General features: G+C 67.9%; 20 protein-coding genes. 10 read left to right on the forward strand and 10 right to left on the reverse strand.

Annotated features, from left to right (window positions below; genetic code table 11):
* Positions 1–93 precede the first annotated feature (93 nt).
* Complete coding sequence (locus BJY22_RS19650) at positions 94–972, forward strand: sigma-70 family RNA polymerase sigma factor family protein (RefSeq protein ID WP_167208800.1); 879 nt, start codon at positions 94–96, stop codon at positions 970–972.
* A gap of 50 nt (positions 973–1,022) precedes the next feature.
* Here BJY22_RS19650 and BJY22_RS19655 read toward each other — a convergent pair whose 3' ends face one another.
* The 5 genes from BJY22_RS19655 to BJY22_RS42970 all read right to left on the reverse strand — a co-directional run bounded on the left by BJY22_RS19655 (position 1,023) and on the right by BJY22_RS42970 (position 7,615).
* Positions 1,023–1,577: a sigma-70 family RNA polymerase sigma factor gene (locus tag BJY22_RS19655; RefSeq protein ID WP_167208802.1), complete on the reverse strand. Its 555-nt coding sequence runs from the start codon at positions 1,575–1,577 to the stop codon at positions 1,023–1,025.
* Positions 1,578–1,776: 199 nt separating this feature from the next.
* Positions 1,777–3,318 carry a hypothetical protein gene (locus tag BJY22_RS41090; RefSeq protein ID WP_202891184.1) on the reverse strand — a complete coding sequence of 514 codons (1,542 nt, stop codon included), beginning with the start codon at positions 3,316–3,318 and terminating at the stop codon, positions 1,777–1,779.
* Between the two features lie 12 nt (positions 3,319–3,330).
* Positions 3,331–4,941, reverse strand: a complete 1,611-nt coding sequence (locus BJY22_RS41095) for a glycoside hydrolase family 30 protein (RefSeq protein WP_202891185.1) — start codon at positions 4,939–4,941, stop codon at positions 3,331–3,333.
* A 161-nt stretch (positions 4,942–5,102) separates the two neighbouring features.
* Positions 5,103–5,882 (reverse strand): NmrA family NAD(P)-binding protein, encoded by a 780-nt coding sequence (locus BJY22_RS19665; protein WP_167208804.1) that lies wholly within the window; start codon positions 5,880–5,882, stop codon positions 5,103–5,105.
* 179 nt (positions 5,883–6,061) lie between these two features.
* Entirely contained in the window at positions 6,062–7,615 is a 1,554-nt protein-coding gene (locus BJY22_RS42970; RefSeq protein ID WP_167208806.1) for a LuxR C-terminal-related transcriptional regulator, read from the reverse strand.
* A 103-nt stretch (positions 7,616–7,718) separates the two neighbouring features.
* Between BJY22_RS42970 and BJY22_RS19675 the strand changes: the two genes are divergently transcribed.
* Positions 7,719–8,513: a class I SAM-dependent methyltransferase gene (locus tag BJY22_RS19675; RefSeq protein WP_167208808.1), complete on the forward strand. Its 795-nt coding sequence runs from the start codon at positions 7,719–7,721 to the stop codon at positions 8,511–8,513.
* Positions 8,514–8,591: 78 nt separating this feature from the next.
* Positions 8,592–8,804 carry a helix-turn-helix domain-containing protein gene (locus tag BJY22_RS19680; RefSeq protein WP_167208810.1) on the forward strand — a complete coding sequence of 71 codons (213 nt, stop codon included), beginning with the start codon at positions 8,592–8,594 and terminating at the stop codon, positions 8,802–8,804.
* Here BJY22_RS19680 and BJY22_RS19685 read toward each other — a convergent pair.
* On the reverse strand, positions 8,771–9,157 hold the full coding sequence (locus BJY22_RS19685) for a hypothetical protein (protein WP_167208812.1): 387 nt from the start codon (positions 9,155–9,157) through the stop codon (positions 8,771–8,773). The genes BJY22_RS19680 and BJY22_RS19685 overlap by 34 nt on opposite strands.
* Before the next feature lie 266 nt (positions 9,158–9,423).
* Between BJY22_RS19685 and BJY22_RS19690 the strand changes: the two genes are divergently transcribed.
* The 4 genes from BJY22_RS19690 (at position 9,424) to BJY22_RS19705 (ending at position 12,934) form a co-directional block, all read left to right on the forward strand.
* Positions 9,424–10,713 carry an ArsB/NhaD family transporter gene (locus BJY22_RS19690; RefSeq protein ID WP_167208814.1) on the forward strand — a complete coding sequence of 430 codons (1,290 nt, stop codon included), beginning with the start codon at positions 9,424–9,426 and terminating at the stop codon, positions 10,711–10,713.
* A 37-nt stretch (positions 10,714–10,750) separates the two neighbouring features.
* Positions 10,751–11,191: a CBS domain-containing protein gene (locus tag BJY22_RS19695; RefSeq protein WP_167208831.1), complete on the forward strand. Its 441-nt coding sequence runs from the start codon at positions 10,751–10,753 to the stop codon at positions 11,189–11,191.
* A 219-nt stretch (positions 11,192–11,410) separates the two neighbouring features.
* Complete coding sequence (locus tag BJY22_RS19700; RefSeq protein ID WP_167208833.1) at positions 11,411–11,842, forward strand: hypothetical protein; 432 nt, start codon at positions 11,411–11,413, stop codon at positions 11,840–11,842.
* A gap of 105 nt (positions 11,843–11,947) precedes the next feature.
* Positions 11,948–12,934, forward strand: coding sequence for an alpha/beta fold hydrolase (locus tag BJY22_RS19705; RefSeq protein WP_167208835.1), 987 nt, complete (start codon positions 11,948–11,950; stop codon positions 12,932–12,934).
* Between the two features lie 49 nt (positions 12,935–12,983).
* Here BJY22_RS19705 and BJY22_RS19710 read toward each other — a convergent pair whose 3' ends face one another.
* The 4 genes from BJY22_RS19710 to BJY22_RS19725 all read right to left on the reverse strand — a co-directional run bounded on the left by BJY22_RS19710 (position 12,984) and on the right by BJY22_RS19725 (position 16,211).
* Positions 12,984–13,841 (reverse strand): cytochrome c biogenesis CcdA family protein, encoded by an 858-nt coding sequence (locus BJY22_RS19710; protein ID WP_337758787.1) that lies wholly within the window; start codon positions 13,839–13,841, stop codon positions 12,984–12,986.
* A gap of 7 nt (positions 13,842–13,848) precedes the next feature.
* A complete protein-coding gene (locus BJY22_RS42480; protein WP_167208839.1) occupies positions 13,849–14,454 on the reverse strand; it encodes a redoxin domain-containing protein in 606 nt (201 codons plus the stop codon).
* 134 nt (positions 14,455–14,588) lie between these two features.
* Positions 14,589–15,314 carry a hypothetical protein gene (locus BJY22_RS19720; RefSeq protein WP_167208841.1) on the reverse strand — a complete coding sequence of 242 codons (726 nt, stop codon included), beginning with the start codon at positions 15,312–15,314 and terminating at the stop codon, positions 14,589–14,591.
* A gap of 78 nt (positions 15,315–15,392) precedes the next feature.
* Positions 15,393–16,211, reverse strand: coding sequence for an SDR family oxidoreductase (locus BJY22_RS19725; protein WP_167208842.1), 819 nt, complete (start codon positions 16,209–16,211; stop codon positions 15,393–15,395).
* Between the two features lie 86 nt (positions 16,212–16,297).
* On the opposite strand from BJY22_RS19725, the gene BJY22_RS19730 reads away from it, so the two are divergent.
* Genes BJY22_RS19730 through BJY22_RS19740 form a run of 3 tightly spaced genes read left to right on the forward strand, consistent with a single transcriptional unit; the run spans position 16,298 to position 17,427 of the window.
* Positions 16,298–16,840 (forward strand): TetR/AcrR family transcriptional regulator, encoded by a 543-nt coding sequence (locus BJY22_RS19730; protein ID WP_167208844.1) that lies wholly within the window; start codon positions 16,298–16,300, stop codon positions 16,838–16,840.
* 46 nt (positions 16,841–16,886) lie between these two features.
* Positions 16,887–17,045 (forward strand): serine hydrolase, encoded by a 159-nt coding sequence (locus tag BJY22_RS19735; protein WP_167208846.1) that lies wholly within the window; start codon positions 16,887–16,889, stop codon positions 17,043–17,045.
* A 10-nt stretch (positions 17,046–17,055) separates the two neighbouring features.
* Positions 17,056–17,427: a hypothetical protein gene (locus BJY22_RS19740; RefSeq protein ID WP_167208849.1), complete on the forward strand. Its 372-nt coding sequence runs from the start codon at positions 17,056–17,058 to the stop codon at positions 17,425–17,427.
* Positions 17,428–17,442 lie beyond the last annotated feature (15 nt).

Consider the following 17,442-nt stretch of genomic DNA (forward strand, 5'->3'; position numbering starts at 1 on the left):
TGGACCCCGGTCCAACCCGACGCGAGCGCTGCGGCATCTCGACAGGCGACGTACCGAGCAGGAGACTGGCGGACGAGGTGAGGACCTGGTCCGATGATCGATTCCGGAGGTACGGCGGACCACGCTGACGAACTGCAGCGCGGTTTGGTCTCGCACTGCTACCGGATGCTCGGCTCGATCACCGACGCCGTCGAGATCGCCGCGAAGACGAGCGGATACGAGTCCGCGACCCGCGCCTGCCTGCAGCGCGCCGGCACCCGCCCGCTCCCGTCGTCCCTGGGCGCGCCGAGCGCCCGACCCGAAGGCACCCTCACCCAGAACACCGAGATCCTCTGGCTGGAACCCATCCCCGCGAGCCTGATGGACGACCACCCCATCGACCTCGGCCTGATCGCGGCCCTCCAACGCCTCGACCCCCTCGAACGCGCCACAGCCGTCCACCACCTCGAGGGCCTACCCACCGACTTCCTGACGGGTCGTCCCGGCGACGTCGCACCGGCACCGATCGTTCCGTCCCCACTCGTCACCCCCGACGAGGCGCTGCTCGCCCGGTACCGCAGCGCCTTCGAGCGGTACGACGTACCGGCGATCGTCGCGCTCTTCACCGACGACGCGATCTGGGAGATGCCACCGTTCACGTCCTGGTTCCGGGGTGCCCGCGACATCGGCCGCCTGATCTCCACCCACTGCCCGGCCGAACGCCCCGGCGACCAGTACCTCGTCCCGCTGGAAGCCAACGGCCACCCCGCGTTCGCCGTCTACATGAGAGACCCGAAGGACAACGTCCACCGAGCCTTCCAGTTCCAGGTCCTCACCCTGACCGCAGCCGCCGTGGTCCACGCAGTCGCCTTCTTCGACCTCACCCTCTTCCAGACCTTCCAACTACCGCAGGCCCTGGCCTCCCTCCCCCCGAACCCCTACGACGGCACCCCCAAACCCCACGTCGAACGCATTCCACATCCCCGCGGCTGACCGCTGGAGGCCGGGTCGGCCGCCTTCCGGTCGAAGGCGGCCGACCCGGGTCAGGCGGCCAGCAGGTCGGCCAGTGTGGTGCGGGCCCGGGCTACGCGGGAGCGGACGGTGCCGATCGGGCAGCCGAGGTGTGCGGCGGTTTGTGCGTAGGGCATGCCTGCCAGTTGGGTCAGTACGAAGACCTGCCGGCGGTCGCCGGGGAGTCTGTCGAGCAGTTCGGCCAAGGCGATCCGGTCCTCGAAGCCGGGAAGGTTCCGGGGCTGGGCCTGTTCGGCGGCGCGTTGCCAGTCGTGGCCGGAGATTCTCGGGCGTGCGGCCTTGCGTCGGAGGTCGTCGGCGACGGTACGCCGGGCGATCGACAGCAGCCACGCCCGTGCCGACGATCGTCCCTCGAAGCGGTGCAGGCTTTTCAGGGCCCGCAGGAACGTCTCCTGGGTGAGGTCGTCGACCGCATGCGGATCAGCACTCAGATGTGCGACATAGCGCCGTACGTCGCGGTGCACTGTCCGGATGAAGCGGTCGAGGGCATCGAGGTCGCCCTCGCGCGCAGCAACCGCCAGTTGTGTCGAGAGTTCGTCTGGGTCGTGAAGCAGGGCAGAAGCCATGGCTTGAGTCCTTCTGGGGGTCCAGGATCCGGCGGCGCGTGGACGACGCGTCGCCGGTGAGCGGAAGGGCCATGCCGGACGGCATGGCGCATCCCGGGCGGTGTGCCGTCGCCGGTCGCGCCCGGGTGGTTCTTGCTGTCAGAGAACAGCGATTCCGCCGGGTGGACCCCTGGAGATGATGACGTGAACCAGTTGCTGGTCACGCAGAAGCGTGCGGCAGTACGTCGGCCGGATGCAGGACTGATGCGTGGGCAGCGGCGGAGTCGAGATCAGCCGCAGCGGCGACACGATCCGGACGCCGATCGAGCACCTGTTCCTCCGCGGGAGGGTTGCGCGCGCCCGCCGTCGGGCCGCGGGCGCGGCGGGCGCGGTCCTGCGTTCGCGGCACGGCCGCACCGGCGCCGTTCTCGGCATCGGGCTGCTGTTCCTCATCGTCTCCCGTGGACCGGGTTCTGGGGTGCCAAGACGCAGGAGTTCGCGACCAGCCACCGTACGTCGTTCTGGGCCGAGGAGTACATGGCGTCGTCTTCAAACGCCATACCGGCATGTCCCCAGGCGAATACCGCCGCCACATCTCCGGACGAGCACTGCGTTGACACCCAACCAGTCCCCACTCCGGTCCTGTGAGGACGTCGATGCCGTCGATGGTGAAGGTGCCGGACACGACGGTGACTGTCAGCGTGTGGGGACCCGGTGTGAGTCCGCGGAGCCAGTACGACGTTTGGCGTGTGCCGGTTGCGCCGACGGTGATCCGCTGGGCGGGTGCGCCATCGACGGCCACGTCCAGGGTGGCGCGCGCGGTTGCTCCGAAGATGTTGAGCCCGGTTCCTTGGAAGGGAGCCGTCAAGGTCGCGCCTTGACTGAGCACGTGCAGCGTCCGGTTGTAGTTCGCGAATCCAGATTGCTGGAACTGTGCAGCGCCGGTGTATGCGATGTCGCGTGCTGTGTCGTCCAGTTTGTCGGAACGCCAGGCGTGGCCCTCGACGGGTACGACGGACAGGTTGTCCCAGGTGTTCTGGTAGTAGCCGGACGTCAGGGCGATGCGTCCTGCCATGACGGTGTTCGGAGCTGAGTCGGTCCAGGTCGTCAACTCGGAACCATCAACCGCCGCGGTGAGCTGGTTCTCCTTGGCCTCCAGCGAGATGCGGTGCCAGGTAGCCGGGTCGAAGTCCGTGATGATGCCTGAAGCAACGACTGTGTCCAGCTTGCGCAGTTGCCAGGCGCCAGTGGGGGACAGCCGCAGCGCGTAGGCGGCGAGATCGGATCCCTGGGTGACAACCTGACGGACGCCGAGGCCGGCGAAGTTGGGCAGCGCGGGGTTGCGGACGTCCGGGTCGAAGCGGACGTCGATCGACGCGCGGTAGTCGGCCCACGTGTGATCGCCGAGGATCGTCGCCGGCGTGGCCGTTGAGAGACGGTTCTGAGAGCCATCGCCCCAGACGTTCCAGGTGTAGCCGCGGTTGTCCGCGTGGATGCGTTGCTGGAGGACGTTGCCGTGCTTGCCGTCGCCGGAACCGACCACCTCGAAGGCGCCGTTCTGGTCGGCGGTGTAGCGCGGGGTTCCGCCGCGCCGCTCCAGGTAGGTCATGTCGACGCCGTTGACGTTCTCCGTCGGGTAGCCGGCGTACTCGAAGTCGTCGGAGTAGGGCAGCGCGAGCGGTGCGTTCCCGGCCTTCGGCGTGTACTCGCCAGGCGTGTGTTCTTCGGCCGAGCGGTGGATTCCGCGGTCCAGCGACGACATGGTGAGGATCGACTACGGCTCGACCTTGATGCGGTACACGAAGTACGTGCGGCCGTCGTCGCTGGTCTCCGAGCGGACCGGCGTGACGTGACCGGGATTCTTGAAGTGGTTCACGTCGACCGGCTGCGTGGCGGGGTCGTCGGGTCCTTTGGTCTGCCAGAGGTACAGGGGCGTCGTCGACGTGATGCCGAGATCGGTCACCTTGACCTCGAAGTACCGAGCCGTGCTGGTGTTGTTGGCGTGGACCTGGGTGAAGTCTGTGCCTTGGCGCGCGTCGGCCACCTTGGCCGGCTCCCGCAGCGTCAGGTAGGTCCGGGTGCTCGAGTCGACCGCGGTGCCGCCGTCGGCGAACGTGCCGTCTCCGTAGCTGGCGCCCTCGATGTACTCCCACCCCTGATCGATGAACTGCATGAAGTGCCGGACGAGGGTGATCCCGACGCCGCCCTCGTAGTAGCCCGACCACGGGTCGGAGGCCCGGATCAGGTGCTTGGGCGAGTACGAGGACCCCTCGTACAGGGCGCTCACCGCCGGCTGGAAGAGAAAGGACGTCATGTGCGCCGGGTTGTCACCGGAGCCGGACCACCGGTAGGCGTTGATGAAGCGGTCCGCGATGTCGACCGCGCCGACAGTTCCGCCGATCCCGCCTCGCTCGGGCTGTGCGTTGATGCGGTACTCCGGGTCGATCATCGGCGCGACGCCCTCGGAGTACAGGACCTCTTTGCCGTACTCCTTGTTGAGCCTGGTCAGGTTCGGTCCACCACCGATCGTGTAATGGATGCCGATGGCATCGACCTGCTGGAGTGCCTCGGGACTGTTCAGGATGGCTGCGGACACCGTTTCGCCGTTGCGGTAGGAGTCCATCGCGACGACCTTGATCTTGGAGTAGTCGTAGCGGGAGTCGTCGGCGCGGGCATCGGCCTCGAGCCGTTGCGCGAAGTCGACGACCCAGCGGAGCTCGGAGCCGAGGTGGTTCATGTTCACCTCGTTCTGCGACGGGCTGATGTAGTCGAACTTGACACCGTACGTGTCGTACGCGGCGTCGATCGTCTCCTTGTACCAGCGGTACCGGTCGGCCGGGCGGTTGCCCGTCCAGGACGGCTCGCCCCAGCGCAGTGCCTCGACCTTGACGTGTGGGTTGATCGTCTTCGCGTCCGCGATCAGCCGGAAGCCCGCGCCGCGAAGGACGTTCGCGGGCTCGTCCGCGCTGCGTTTCGTCGCGGGCTCGGCACCCGAGGACGTGTCGGTGTCCGAGCCCAGTTCGACCTTGATGTGGTTGAGGCCGGCACCGGTCCGCGGGTTGAACAGGAGGTTGAGGATCCGCCAGTACGCCGCCGGATTCTCCTCGCGATAGTCGAGCAGCAGCCGCGACGTGTTGTTGCAGGAGACCGAGCCGAAGCCGCCGAAGACGTTGTACGCCGTGCCGACCGCGTCTCGTTCCACGTCGTCGCCGTCGACGACGATGTCCTTCCACGGACTGGCGTCGTCACCGAAGGACAGCTCCGGACGGGTCCGCGTGTCAGCGGTCTCGCCCACCGACGCGGCCACGGACGTCACGCCGGCCCAGAGGGACGTGGCGATCACCGCTACCGACGCCGCGCGACGCCACGGGATGTTCCCAAGCATGCTGCTGCCTCCGTGCGAGGTTGCCGAGCTGCTCGTCCGGGCGGACGAGAGACACAGAGACAGGCTCGTCCGGCGCCGTCGACCGCGACAAGAAGCCGAACGTATTCGATCAAAGACCAGCACGATCGATCAGCTCGGACGGCCGCGAACTGGTCGGCGGATCAGGCCCTGGTGACGTTTGGCGGCCTTGCGAGGAATTCTTCGACGGTGGTGATCTCGCCGAGGAGTTTCGCCGTCGCGGCGGGGTCTGCGGATACCGGGTTCTGCGCCAGCCAGCGCCACATGGTGGTGAGGTCTTTGCCGACAAAGCGTTCGAAGAGTCGCACGGGCATCGGGAAGCCCCTGGGAGAACGCCCCTTCGCCGCCCTCCAGGCACGGCGGCACTCGGCGATCGAGCGGAACTCGGCGGCGAGCGGCAGTTCGGTACCGACGAACTGTGGTGGTTCAGCGAAGACCCGGGCCGCGATCGCGCCGAGGTCGTCGACCGCGAGCCAGGGGATCGGTGTCTGATCGCCGGCGAGCTTGGGCATGACGTGCCAGACCGAGACCGGCGGGTAGAAGTCCTTGTCGGTCATCAGTTCCATGAAAGCCGTCGGTCGGAGAACGGTCAGGGGAACGCCGGACGCGCGCAGATGATCGGCGATGATCAGCTTCGACTCCCAGGAGTCGACTCCGGTACCGCGCAGACCTGGTCCGGCCGAGGCGTACACCACATGCTGTACGCCGGTCGCCTTGGCCGCGTCGGCGACGTTCTTGCCCTGCTGGATCTCGCCGTCGTGCCCGGCGATCATCGGGTTCTGCACGCTGTAGACGCCGTAGGCTCCGGCGAATACGCGGCGCAGCGCGTCGGTGTCGGCCATGTCGCAGCGCGCAACGTCCGCACCCGCGGACCGCAAGGCACTGCTGGCAGCTGATTCCGGGTTGCGGGTCAGCGCGAGCACCCGCCAACCCTAGCCAGCAGATGCCGAGCGACCGCGCCACCCTGACGTCCCGTGGCACCCAGTACCGCAATCACCCCGTCGTGCTCCATGTCACCACCCCTACCGTCAGGCTAGGCCCGCCAAAGCCTCCCGCCTAGCTGTCCGCGTTCGTTGTGCCGCACGCAGCGGTCGACTGTGGGTCAGCGCGCGTGGTCGAGGTTGTGGCGGGTTGCCCAGGCTGCGGCTTCGGTTCGGTTGCGTACGCCGAGCTTGGTGATCAGGTTGCTCACGTGGTGGGCCGCGGTCTTGCGGCTGATGAACAGTCGTTGGGCGATGTCGGGGTTGGACAGGCCCTGCGCAACCAGGGAGAGGACCTCCTTCTCGCGGTCGCTCAGCATTCCGGGCCCGACCGCTCCGGTCCGCGCCGGGCTGCCCAGTGCTCTGAGCACCGACCACGCCCGGTCGACCTCCGCTGCGGCGCCGAGCCAGGCGAAGGTGTCGGCCGCGGCTCGCGCCTCGGCCGCGGCCGACCCCGGGTCGGTGTCGACGATCAACTCGGCCAGCCGGAGCCGCGCTCGCGCTTGCTCGAGTGGAAGACCCGCCGAGCCGAAGTGGCGGGCTGCGGCACCCAGCGCCGCGACTGCCTGGTCTGTTTCTGACACAGACGCCTGGACCTGCCGCGTGTAACCGAGCAGTGCGTCGACGGGATCGGCCGCCGTCAAGCGCGCCAGGCGTGTCGTTGTGTCTCTGGCCCGCTCCTGCTGTCCGCAGCCGAGCTGCAGCTCCGCGAGCAGGACCAGCGACGGAACGGTGGCAAGCGTCCACGAGGTCGAGTCGCCGATCACGGCTGCTACCCGCGCCGCGACGGCCGCGCGGTCGACCTCGGTGCCTGCGTTCGCCCAAGCCACCCGAGCCCACGGGCGTACGCCGTACGTGTCCTCGCCGTACTCCGCGATCAGCGCGCCCGCCTCGCCGAGCCGCCCCTGCCGTACGCGCAGCTCGGCCAGCCGGACCAGCGCCGCGCCACGAAGCGCCCGGTAGGTGGCGTCGTACAGCTCGACGGCGCGGGTCAGCTCCTGGTCTGCGTCGCTCCAGCGTCCGGCGGCGATCAGGATCCCGCCGTAGTGCATCCGGCAAATGGCGGACGCCCAGGCCACCGCGGGCCTGCCGTCGAGCGGTCGGAAGACCGAGGTCCATTCCTCGGCACGACGTACGTCGAGGGTGGTCTCACAGGCCACGAGGAGCTTGCAGTAGATCTCGCCGGCGACTGTCTCGCTGCCCACCTCGCCGCCGCGGGCCGCGGCGGCGGCCTCGTCCAGTTGCCGCATTCCATCGGTGATCCGGCCGGACTCGACCAGGGCGAGACCGGCGTACGCGAGGACGTCGAAGTACAGGTCCGCGTCGCCGAACCGCTCAGCGACCAGCGACGCGTCCGCGACCTGTTGTGCGCGCTCCCGGGCGTCCGAGCAGTGCAAGGCCCGCGCGAGCGCGACCCAGCCGGCTTCGACACAGTCGCCGGAGTCCGCGGCCAGCCGGATGCCGCGCTCCAGCCAGCCGCGGGCGACCGATTGGTTGCCGAACAGCGCGAGGTGGTCGAACGAGATCTGGTACGCCGCGAGCCGGGCCGCGATGCGGGTGTCGCCGGCGGCGCGGAGCGCGGCGAAGGCGCGCTCGCGTGCGTCGAGGGCGGCGGCGTAATCGCCGGCCCCGGCGTGCACATCTGCTGCACGAAGCAGCCGATCCGCGTGCTCCACGGCTTCATTATCCGCGCAAACGGGCATTCGGATGGGGCAGCTGCCCGATGCCATGCGGTGGGCGGCGGTGGAGGCTCGTGGTGTCTCGAAAGGAGGCGGCCACATGGGCACCGAGACTTTCCGGATCACCCGCGAGCAAGCAGAACTGTACGAGGAGCGATTTGTGCCGGCGCTCTTCCGGAACTGGGTCGATCTGGTCCTCGACGGAGCCGGCGTACACACCGGCCAGCGTCTGCTCGATGTCGCCTGCGGCACCGGAGTGGTCGCTCGAAGCGCCGCGGATCGTGTTGGCAGCACCGGCGCAGTGATCGGTCTTGATCTGAACCCCGCGATGCTGGCGGTGGCGCGGGACGTGCGACCCGAGCTGGACTGGCGGGCCGGCGACGCGGGCGAGATCCCGTTCGCCGATGACGACTTCGACGTCGTGACCTGCCAGGCGGGCCTGATGTTCTTCCCCGACCCGACCGCCGCGCTGCGAGAGATGGGGCGAGTCACCCGACCGGGCGGGGTGGTAGCCGTCCAGGTGTTCTCGGCACTCTCGTCGCAGCCGGCCTACGGGCCGTGGATCGAAATGGTCGCCCGCCACGCCGGCGCGGTCGCGACCGAGATGCTCGGCACCTATTGGGTGCACGGCGACCCCGGCGCGCTCCGCGCCCGCTGTACCGACGCCGGGCTCCGGGTGGTCGCGCAGCATGACGACGTACGGCCGGCGTACTTCCCCTCGGTCGAGGCGATGGTGCTGACCGAGGTCAACGCCACCCCACTCGCCGACCGGCTGCAACCCGCCGAGCTGCGCCAGATCCTGACCGAGTCCGAGCACGTCCTTGGACGATTCCGAAACAGCGACCGCCTGGAGATCCCCATCGCCGGCTACGTCCTCGTCGCCACCCCGACGTGATGCCCACGGCAACAGCCCGATGCCCGGCCGCCTTCGGGACGCTCGGGACGCCGGGGTGAGGTTGTGGATGATGGGACGATGGTGCGTCTTGTGGTGGCGGAGGACTCCTACCTGATCAGGGCAGGGCTCGAACTGCTGGTCGCGACCCAGCCGGACTGGGAGCTGGCGTGCGGGCGGCGGAGCAGCTTGGTGCTCGCCTTCCTGTCCATCACACCCGCCCTGCTGCGCGCCGCGACGCCGGTCCTCACCCCGTCATGTCACGTGTTTTGTGAGGCGGCGCGCTCGCGGTAGGTGGACCATGCGGCAAACGCGGCGGACAGGGGGAACGCACAGACAGCGGCGAGCCATGGTGCGATGTAGTCCGACAGCATAAATAGGAAGATGCCGCCCAGGACGAGGAACACCAGGGCGCCGCTGAGGATCCGATGCCTGGGCGTCCAGGCCTTGAACCTGCCGTCGTACAGGCCCTTGGGGGCAATGGCAGTGAGCAGCATGAGCGAGCACCCCAGGATGCCCCGGAACACGTCGGTCAGTTCGCGCGCGTTCATCAGTCCTACGGCGAACAAGACCGCGATCGCCGCCGAGGCAAGCCGAAACCAGCGGGGCGGACGACCGCCCCCAAACCACCACCCCGACAGCTTCATTCGATCTCCCCGACGAATCCCACCCCGGGCCGAATCATCCCACGCTCTCGCCCAAGGTGGCACGGGAGTTCTCCGGATGCTTGTTTGCTCTTGGCCAGGGAATGGGAGAGGGTAAGGGCTGGAGCGCCGGGAAGTCTGGTCGGCACGCCTGCACCCATCGGGGGTGCGGGCTGTTGACGACGTCCCGGGAGGTCGGCGCTTTTGTTGGTCGCTCTTTGTGATTGCGCTGCTGCGTACGCCGACGCGCTGCCTGACGGGTGCCGCGCATGACGATCATCGCGGTGGTCGTGTTCGTGGTCGCCTATGTGCTGATCGCTTCGGAATGGGTGCACAAGCTGTACGCCGCCCTCGGGGGAGCGGCGGTGCTGCTGGCGCTCGGGGTGACCGATGCGGAGCACGCGTTCTACTCGCACGAGACAGGTGTCGACTGGGACGTCATCTTTCTGCTCTTCGGCATGATGGTGATCGTCGGCATCGTTCGCCGTACGGGTGTGTTCGAGTACATCGCGATCTGGGCGGCCAAGCGGGCGAAGGGGTCGCCGCTGCGGGTGATGATCCTGCTGACGCTGATCACCGCGGTGGCGTCGGCGTTGCTGGACAACGTCACGACGGTGCTGCTGATCGCGCCGGTCACGCTGCTGGTCTGTGATCGCCTCGGCATCAGTCCGGTGCCGTTCCTGATCGCTGAGGTGCTGGCGTCGAACATCGGCGGTGCGGCGACGCTGATCGGTGATCCGCCGAACATCATCATCGCCAGCCGATCCGGCCTGACATTCAACGACTTCCTGGTACACATGGCGCCGCTGGTGATCATCGAGATGATCGTCTTCACGCTTGTGCTGCCCTGGTTGTTCAAGGGCTCGTTCAGGGTGGACCCGGAGCGTGTGGACGGCGTGATGCGGCTGAACGAGCGGGAGGCGATCGAAGATCCGCGGCTGCTGATCAAGTGCGGTGCTGTGCTGCTGCTGGTCTTCGCCGGGTTCGTCGGCCGTGCGGTCGTGGACATCGAGCCGTCGGTGGTGGCGCTGCTCGGCGCCGGCCTGCTGGTGCTGATCTCTCGGGTGGAGACCCGTCATTACATGGCGAGTGTCGAGTGGCAGACGCTGCTGTTCTTCGCCGGGCTGTTCGTGATGGTCGGTGCTCTGGTGAAGACCGGCGTGATCGGTGAGCTGGCCGACCAGATCGGAAAGATCACCGAAGGCCGTGCGCTGCTGGCAGTGATGCTGATCCTGGTCGTGTCCGCGGTCCTGTCCGGGATCGTGGACAACATCCCGTACGTCGCCACGATGAGTCCGGTCGTGCTGGAGCTCACGAAGGGCATCCAGGATCCGGTCCAGGCGGAGGCGTTGTGGTGGTCGCTGGCGATCGGAGCGGACTTCGGCGGCAACGCGACCGCGGTCGGGGCGAGCGCCAATGTCGTCGTGATCGGGCTGGCGCTGCGGGCAGGGCATCCGATCAGTTTCTGGGAGTTCACCCGCAAGGGCATCGTGATGACGGCCATCACGATTGTCGTTGCGGCGCCGTACCTGTGGCTGCGCTATTTCGTTCTGTCCTGATTGGCGTTACCGACCTCGATCTGTCTGGAGGCACTCGATGCGTGCTGGTGAACTTGCTGCGCCCTATCCGACGGTGGACCTGAGCACGCCGGTGATTGACGCGGCCAGATTGATGGCTGCCGAGAATCTTCCCGGTCTGATCGTGGTCGACGGCGACCGGCCTGTGACCATCCTGCCTGGCACGCAGGTGCTGCAGCTCGCCGTGCCGGGCTACTGCCAGGACGATCCCGCACTCGCGCGCGTCATCGACGAGCGATCTGCTGATCTGTTCGTTCGCAATCTGGGCGACCGCACGGTCGCGGAGGCGCTGCCGCAGGAACACCGAGACCTTCCGGTGCTCGAACCCGACGCCACAGTGCTCGAGATCGCCGCCGTCATGGCCCGATCACGCAGCCCGCTGGTAGCGATCGCGGAACACAACGGACCGCTGCTCGGCGTCATCACGCTCGATGCGCTACTGGAGCGCGTACTCGCGTAGGCATGCCGATTTGGGCCTGGACCACGGAGGCGTGGAACGGTGACGGCCCCGGGGTTTCGCGGTAACATCCTTTTCGGAGTGCCGGGAAGTCTGGTCGGCGGTGTAGCTGTCCCGCTGCCCATCGGAGGAAGCGATGCATCCCCGGACTCCTTCTCGCGGCCGTACCCACCGACCAGAGCCTCGCCACACGGCGGCCTGGCTGGAGCGGTGGTGGTTGCCATGTTCGGATTGAGCAGCCTGATCGGAGCTGCAGTTCTACCACTGGCCGTTTTGATGGGCGTGACATCTCCCGGTGCGGTGGTGTGGTGGCGCGCGAGGAGGCGACTGTCGATGCCACCGGGATCCGTTCAGAACGTTTCCGAACGTCGAGCTGCGTCGCGGGCCGGTCTGCGTGAGCCGACAGCACCGGCGGTGGAGGCGATGACCGACCGGGAACTTTGCTTGGCCTGGCGACGAAGCTACGTGGAGCTCGAGCACGCCGACTCCGCAGAGACCAAGGCGTCGATCGCACGCTTCCGCGGCCAGGTTCTCGACGAGCTGGAGCGAAGAAATCCCACCGGTTTCGAAGACTGGCTGGCATCCGGAGCACGAGCCCCGAGCGACCCGGCGCGATACGTCCTCCGCTCCAAGTCACAAGAGAACAGGCTGTGAGCGTCACTGAGCCAAGGCTTCACCTCGCCGACCTGACCGTACGGCGCATTCCACGGGCAACAGCCACTGTGTTTCCTGCGACGATCGCCTGGGAGGAGGGTTCTCGTGCGGTATGACGACTGGGGTGCCCGGTCGGAGCAGTGGACCGGTTTGCGCAGCATGTCGACGAGCGTGTGCGGCGTGCCAGTGCACTACGTCCGTGCGGACCCTGATGCAGCCGCGGCTCCCGGCGCGGCGACTCACCTGCTCGTGCCCCCGATGACCGGCAGTGCAAGCATGTGGATCGACCTCGTCCCTCACCTGAGACGGTTCGGCCCGGTGATTTCCGTCGACCTCCCGGGGACGATTGCCGGCCACACCGGTGCTCCCTACCGACGCGGGCCACGTGCGGACCTCGACGCGCGATTCGTGGTGGCGTTCGTCCGCCGGCTCCGCCTCGAAGGCGAGGTGGTGCTGCACGGCTGGTCGACGGGTGGGCTGGTGGCGGCGCTCGCCGCAGGGATGATGCCCGGCAAGACTCGGGGAGTGGTGTTGGTTGCCCCGGCGCTGCCGTGGCGCCGGGCATCGCGGACTGAGACGCTCGGGTGGCAGACGCTGGGACGCCTCGTCGTCGCCGCCGGCCCGCCGACGACACGCGTCGCGCTGCGATTGGTGGGCCGGAGAATCCTGGCCTCCAAGCGCAACGCGATCAAAACTCCCGGGGATACGTCAGGTAGCCGCACCATCCGCATCGGCGGAGACCCGGACCGGGTCGCCGGTGCTCAGGTCGCCCTGTGGCTCGACGACCTCGACGCGGCGAGCGAGCACCCGGAGCGTCTGGCGGGCACAGCCACGGCGTTCGCGTCGGTGATCGAAGCCATGTTCATCTCCCAGCGGACGACGAACGCAGCGCTCGATTCCGTGCGCGCGCCCGTACTTGTGCTGTGGGGAAGCGACGATCCGCTGGTCGACCCCGCGTCGCTCCTGCAGCACGCCCGGCGGCCGAGCTGGACCTCCCGGTCGATCGAAGACGTCGGCCACTTGCTTCCCCTCGAGGTGCCCGACCTCTACGAGGAGGTAGTCGGCACGTGGCTCGCCGGCATCGGGACGTGAAACCTCGGCGAAGACGGCGATAGGGGCGAACCCGGTGCGCTCCGGCGACTCAGTTCGGTGGGCGTTTCCGGGGACTGCGCCGGAGGACGAGGACCAGGGCGAGTGCGAGGAGCAGCGCGAAGACCACGCCGATCGTCGTTGCCCCGAGTCGGCCGACAGCATCGGCGATCCAGGCCTGCAGCCGAGCGGCTGCGTCGATGACAGGATCGCTGGTCGTGGTACCACGGAACACCCGGATCTCGTACCAGCCGTAATAGGCGACGTACGAGCCGGCGATCAGCAGGACGACGCCGCCCAGCCGGCCCGCGAGGCGGCCGAAGCGGCGCAGACGCCCGACGGTTCCGGCTCGGGCGAGTGCGACGCCCAGCGCCGCGGTTCCTACGATCAGTCCCATGCCCGCCGCGTACGCCGCGAACAGTACGACGCCGCTCGCGATGTCGTCGGTGCGGAACGTGGACACGACGATGGCGAGGAACGGGCCGATCGTGCAGCCGAGTGAGGCGATCGCGTACGTGGCGCCGTACAGGATCATCGAGACGGCCGTCCGAGTGACCGCCGGCCCGCGCCGGAGCTTGGGTACCACGACCGGAAGGTCGCGTCCGAGGACCAGCCACAGTCCCGCGAGCGCGAGGACCAGCCCCAAGACGATGGTGAACCAGGGCAGATGCTGCTGGACCTCGCCCGCCACGGGTGCGATCGCCAGGCCGAACAGCCCGAAGACCGCAGCGAAACCGGCGGTCATGGCGACGGTGGCCGCCAGAGCCCGGCCGACGGCGACAGTACGGCGCGGCGAGTCGTCACCGGCCACGAGCAGCGACAGGTAGGCCGGCAGCATGGCGAATCCGCAGGGATTGACCGCGGCCAGCATGCCTGCCCCGAGTGCCAGTGCTACCGGAAGCTCGTTCACCGACGGCTCAGCCGACGACTTTGGCGACCTGGTCGGCGAGACCGTCACCGTTGACCAGCGTGCCGCTGAAGGCCTTGTTGCCTTGGGCATCCAGCACGACGTACATGCTTTGCTCGGTGATCCCGAAGCGCTTCCAGACCACTCCGGCCTCGTCCGCGAGGTGCGGGAATCCGCTCACCTTCTGGTCGGTGACGAAGTCTCGCATCGCGCCGGTCTTGTCCAGACCGGCCACGCCGACGACGTTCACCTTCCCCTGGTAGTCGCTCGCCACCTTGGCCGTCGCGTCGGCCTGCGCCCGGCACTTCGGGCACCACGGCGCCCAGAACCACAGCACCACGGGTTTCGCCGCCAAGGCGGAGCCCTGGAAGGTCTTGCCGTCCACGGTCATGGCGGTGAATTGCAGGATGTCCGGAACGACGGCGCCGGCCGTGGTCGGCGCCGCGGGCGTCGAGGGCTTCGTGACGGACGGCTGGCCAGCACTGCTCGGAGCAGCGGTCGGTGTGGTCTGTGTGGTCGGTTCACCGCCCGAAGTCGCAGGCTCGTCGCTACCACAGCCGGCCAGAACGACCAGGCCCGAGGACAGAATCAGCCCAGCCAACCGCTGTACGAACACTCGGACTCCAGCCCATCGACGTCTCTCACCGTAAGCTTGCCACCCGCTACTCTGCGACCGGCCTTACGGATCGATGACATCGGCCCGAAGTCCAACCGCGAGTTCGGCTCCGCCCGCCAGCCTTGCAACCGTGGTCAGGCGCGGCGGTAGATGGTCGGTTGTGCGGCGACGGCGTTCGCTTTGAAGTTGGCCAGCACGAAGTTGCGGTAGGTGGGCCGGAAGATGAGGCTGGGCAGGAAGGTTCGCCAGGTGGGCCAGCTGGCGTGGTTGATCAGGCCGTAGTCGGCGGGCTCGCCGTCCACGGGCCGCATCAGGGCGGAGTTGGGGAGCGCCGTGTTGGCCTGGAACCAGCCGGCGGTGTACTCCCACACCTTCAGCAGCGTGTCGCGATCGTCGGCGTAGAAGTAGTTGAACAGGTAGCAGTGGTTCTGGGTGTGGTCGACGTCGCCGAGCAGGCCGGCGTTGCCGGCGACGATTTCGTGGGTACGGCGGGCGACCGCGCCGAGCGTTCGCGCGATCTCCTGGTAGGCGGTGCTGTCCCGCACATCCTCGGCGGCCTGCACGGATTCGGTACGGATCAGCAGGACGATGTCGAAGCGGGCCGGCCGGATTCCTCGTGCGGCCAGGACTTCGTTGCCTTCGCCGGGTGGCCGCAGGACGGCGCGGAACACGTTGGCCTCGCGAACCTCGGGTGCGTCGAGTCCCGCGACCAGGGCTTTGAGCTGGGCGGTGAGTCGTGCAGGAGGAGACGCGAAGGGTCCACGCCAGGTGCCGACCTCGCCGGCGAGCATGAGAAAGCCGTCACCGGTCGGAGGCAGCGTGCGGGCCTTGACGGCGAGCTGGTCATTGACGAGCTTCATGAGAATCTCCTTGGTCAAGTGAGTCGGGTGAAGGTGGGCCAGCCGGAGTCGAGTCTTCGAGGTCCTGGTCTGTTCCGTTCAGGACAGGCCGAGCGCGCGCAGGCGCAGGGCGTCGAGGGTGTACTGCGGGACGATGCGGCCGAGCGTGCTCATCAGCCGTGACTTCTTGCCGACGGGGTAGCGGGAGCGAGGCTTGCTCGCGGTCAGCGCGTGCAGGATGGCGCGGGCGACCACGTCCGGGCTGGATCCCGCACGCTCTTCCTTCAGTCCCGCGGACGTCATCGCCCGGTACGCCTCGCCGTACAGCTCTCTGCCCTGCTCGCCGATCGCGGTCAGCCGCGGCTCGACCTCGTCCTCCAGTTTGTCGACCGCGGCAGTGTGGATGGATCCCGGTTCGATCAGTACCGCCGCGACGCCGTACGGCTTGAGCTCCATGCGCAGCGCGTCGTTGAGCGAACGGATGGCGTGCTTCGACGAACACAGCGGACCGCCGAACGGCAGCGTGATCCAGCTACCGACCGAGCCGACCGTGACGACCCGCCCGCCCGAGGCGCGCAACTTGGGCAGCATCGCCTGGGTGATGGCCACCTGCCCGAACACATTGACCTCGTACTGCCACCGCAAAGCATCCAAGGACACGAATTCCAGTGGCCCGGTCACGCCGACGCCGGCGTTGTTGACCAGCGCATCGAGGCGGTCGAGACGGGCGGCGGCATCTGCGATCTGCCCGGCATCGGTGATGTCCAGCGTGATCGGCGTGACCTTCGGTCCAAGTGCCTCGCCGTCGGCCTCCTGGCGCACTCCGGCATAGACGGTGAAGCCCTCGCGGGCCAGCAGCAGCGCGGTGGCCCGGCCGATGCCACTGGAAGCCCCGGTCACCAGCACGGTCTTCGACATTCACTAGCTCCTCTCTCGTCCGATGCCAACAAGTGTTGACTAACTGCGATAGCGATGTCAACAGGTGTTGGCCTACACTCGTTGACATGAGGAGATCGGCAGCAGACACCAAGGCGGTCATCCTGGCCGCGGCCCGTGAGCGGTTCGCCGGTGATGGGTACGAGAGGGCCACGATCCGCGCGATCGCCGCCGATGCCGGTATCGATCCGGCGATGGTCATGCGGTACTTCGGCTCGAAGGACAAACTGTTCGCGAGCGCCGCCGAGTTCGACCTGCGCCTGCCCGACCTGAGCCGGGTCCCGCGCGAGCGCCTGGGCGAGACGGTCGTCCGGCACTTCCTCGAGCGGTGGCGCGCCGACGAAGGCCTTCAGGTCCTGTTGCGCACGGGCGTCACCAATGCGGCCGCGGCCGAGCGCATGCGTGACATCTTCAGTACGCAGCTTGCGCCCATGATCGCCACCTTCGCCGGCGAGCAGGCTGCTGCCAGAGCAGTGCTGGTCGCGTCACAGGTCCTCGGTATGGCGCTGTGCCGCAACGTCCTGAGATTCCCTGCCGCGGCCGACATGCCCGACGACGAGGTCGTCCGCTGGCTCGCACCAACCATCAACCGCTACCTGACCGCCGATTGATCCGCGGCTCACCTTGCCCGGTGCCGCCGGATCTCCAATCCGGTTCGTGCTCGCGGCGCGGATCATCGAGGAAAAGACCGGGCTGCCGTACGAGCAGGCACTACAGACCGAACTGTTCGGCCCCTGTGGGATGACCGATGCCACGGTGGAGGCTCCCCGGGCGGACGATCGAGTTTCTGCATCGTTCCGGAGTTCGACGCCGTGATCGTCAGCTTGTGGCCGGCCCCGATGTCTTCCTCAACGACGCCCTCCACACGGCTGCCATCGAGCATCTCACCGGGAAGCAGTCAACACCGCCGTTCGTCCCTGTCCCGACCCGGTCCGACGCCGGCCTGTCCGGCGAGTACGCCAGCTTCCAAAGGCACCAGAACGTCAGGGCGGAAGGCGGCAAACTCCTCGTCGACACCACGACCCTGTTCTACGACGAAGACCATCGGCGCATTCTCGGCATCTATGGCGGCTTCGGTACGACGACCGAGACCTACGTCGGGATAGCCCCCGGCCAGTACATGATCGACGGAACCGACCCGCAGACCGGTCTGCGCTTCACCCCGAACCACCAGTACGCGACCAGGCCGAACGGCTGAAGGATCGCCCGCCTC

It is taken from the genome of Kribbella shirazensis, from assembly GCF_011761605.1.
Taxonomy (GTDB): Bacteria; Actinomycetota; Actinomycetes; order Propionibacteriales; family Kribbellaceae; genus Kribbella; species Kribbella shirazensis.

Excerpts from the sequence above, each read along its gene's own strand:
- BJY22_RS19650 (WP_167208800.1), top strand. The coding sequence starts at position 94 with ATGATCGATTCCGGAGGTACGGCGGACCACGCTGACGAACTGCAGCGC.
- BJY22_RS19655 (WP_167208802.1), bottom strand. The coding sequence starts at position 1,577 with ATGGCTTCTGCCCTGCTTCACGACCCAGACGAACTCTCGACACAACTG.
- BJY22_RS41090 (WP_202891184.1), bottom strand. The coding sequence starts at position 3,318 with ATGTCGTCGCTGGACCGCGGAATCCACCGCTCGGCCGAAGAACACACG.
- BJY22_RS41095 (WP_202891185.1), bottom strand. The coding sequence starts at position 4,941 with ATGCTTGGGAACATCCCGTGGCGTCGCGCGGCGTCGGTAGCGGTGATC.
- BJY22_RS19675 (WP_167208808.1), top strand. The coding sequence starts at position 7,719 with ATGGGCACCGAGACTTTCCGGATCACCCGCGAGCAAGCAGAACTGTAC.
- BJY22_RS19680 (WP_167208810.1), top strand. The coding sequence starts at position 8,592 with ATGGTGCGTCTTGTGGTGGCGGAGGACTCCTACCTGATCAGGGCAGGG.
- BJY22_RS19685 (WP_167208812.1), bottom strand. The coding sequence starts at position 9,157 with ATGAAGCTGTCGGGGTGGTGGTTTGGGGGCGGTCGTCCGCCCCGCTGG.
- BJY22_RS19690 (WP_167208814.1), top strand. The coding sequence starts at position 9,424 with ATGACGATCATCGCGGTGGTCGTGTTCGTGGTCGCCTATGTGCTGATC.
- BJY22_RS19695 (WP_167208831.1), top strand. The coding sequence starts at position 10,751 with ATGCGTGCTGGTGAACTTGCTGCGCCCTATCCGACGGTGGACCTGAGC.
- BJY22_RS19700 (WP_167208833.1), top strand. The coding sequence starts at position 11,411 with ATGTTCGGATTGAGCAGCCTGATCGGAGCTGCAGTTCTACCACTGGCC.
- BJY22_RS19720 (WP_167208841.1), bottom strand. The coding sequence starts at position 15,314 with ATGAAGCTCGTCAATGACCAGCTCGCCGTCAAGGCCCGCACGCTGCCT.
- BJY22_RS19725 (WP_167208842.1), bottom strand. The coding sequence starts at position 16,211 with ATGTCGAAGACCGTGCTGGTGACCGGGGCTTCCAGTGGCATCGGCCGG.
- BJY22_RS19730 (WP_167208844.1), top strand. The coding sequence starts at position 16,298 with ATGAGGAGATCGGCAGCAGACACCAAGGCGGTCATCCTGGCCGCGGCC.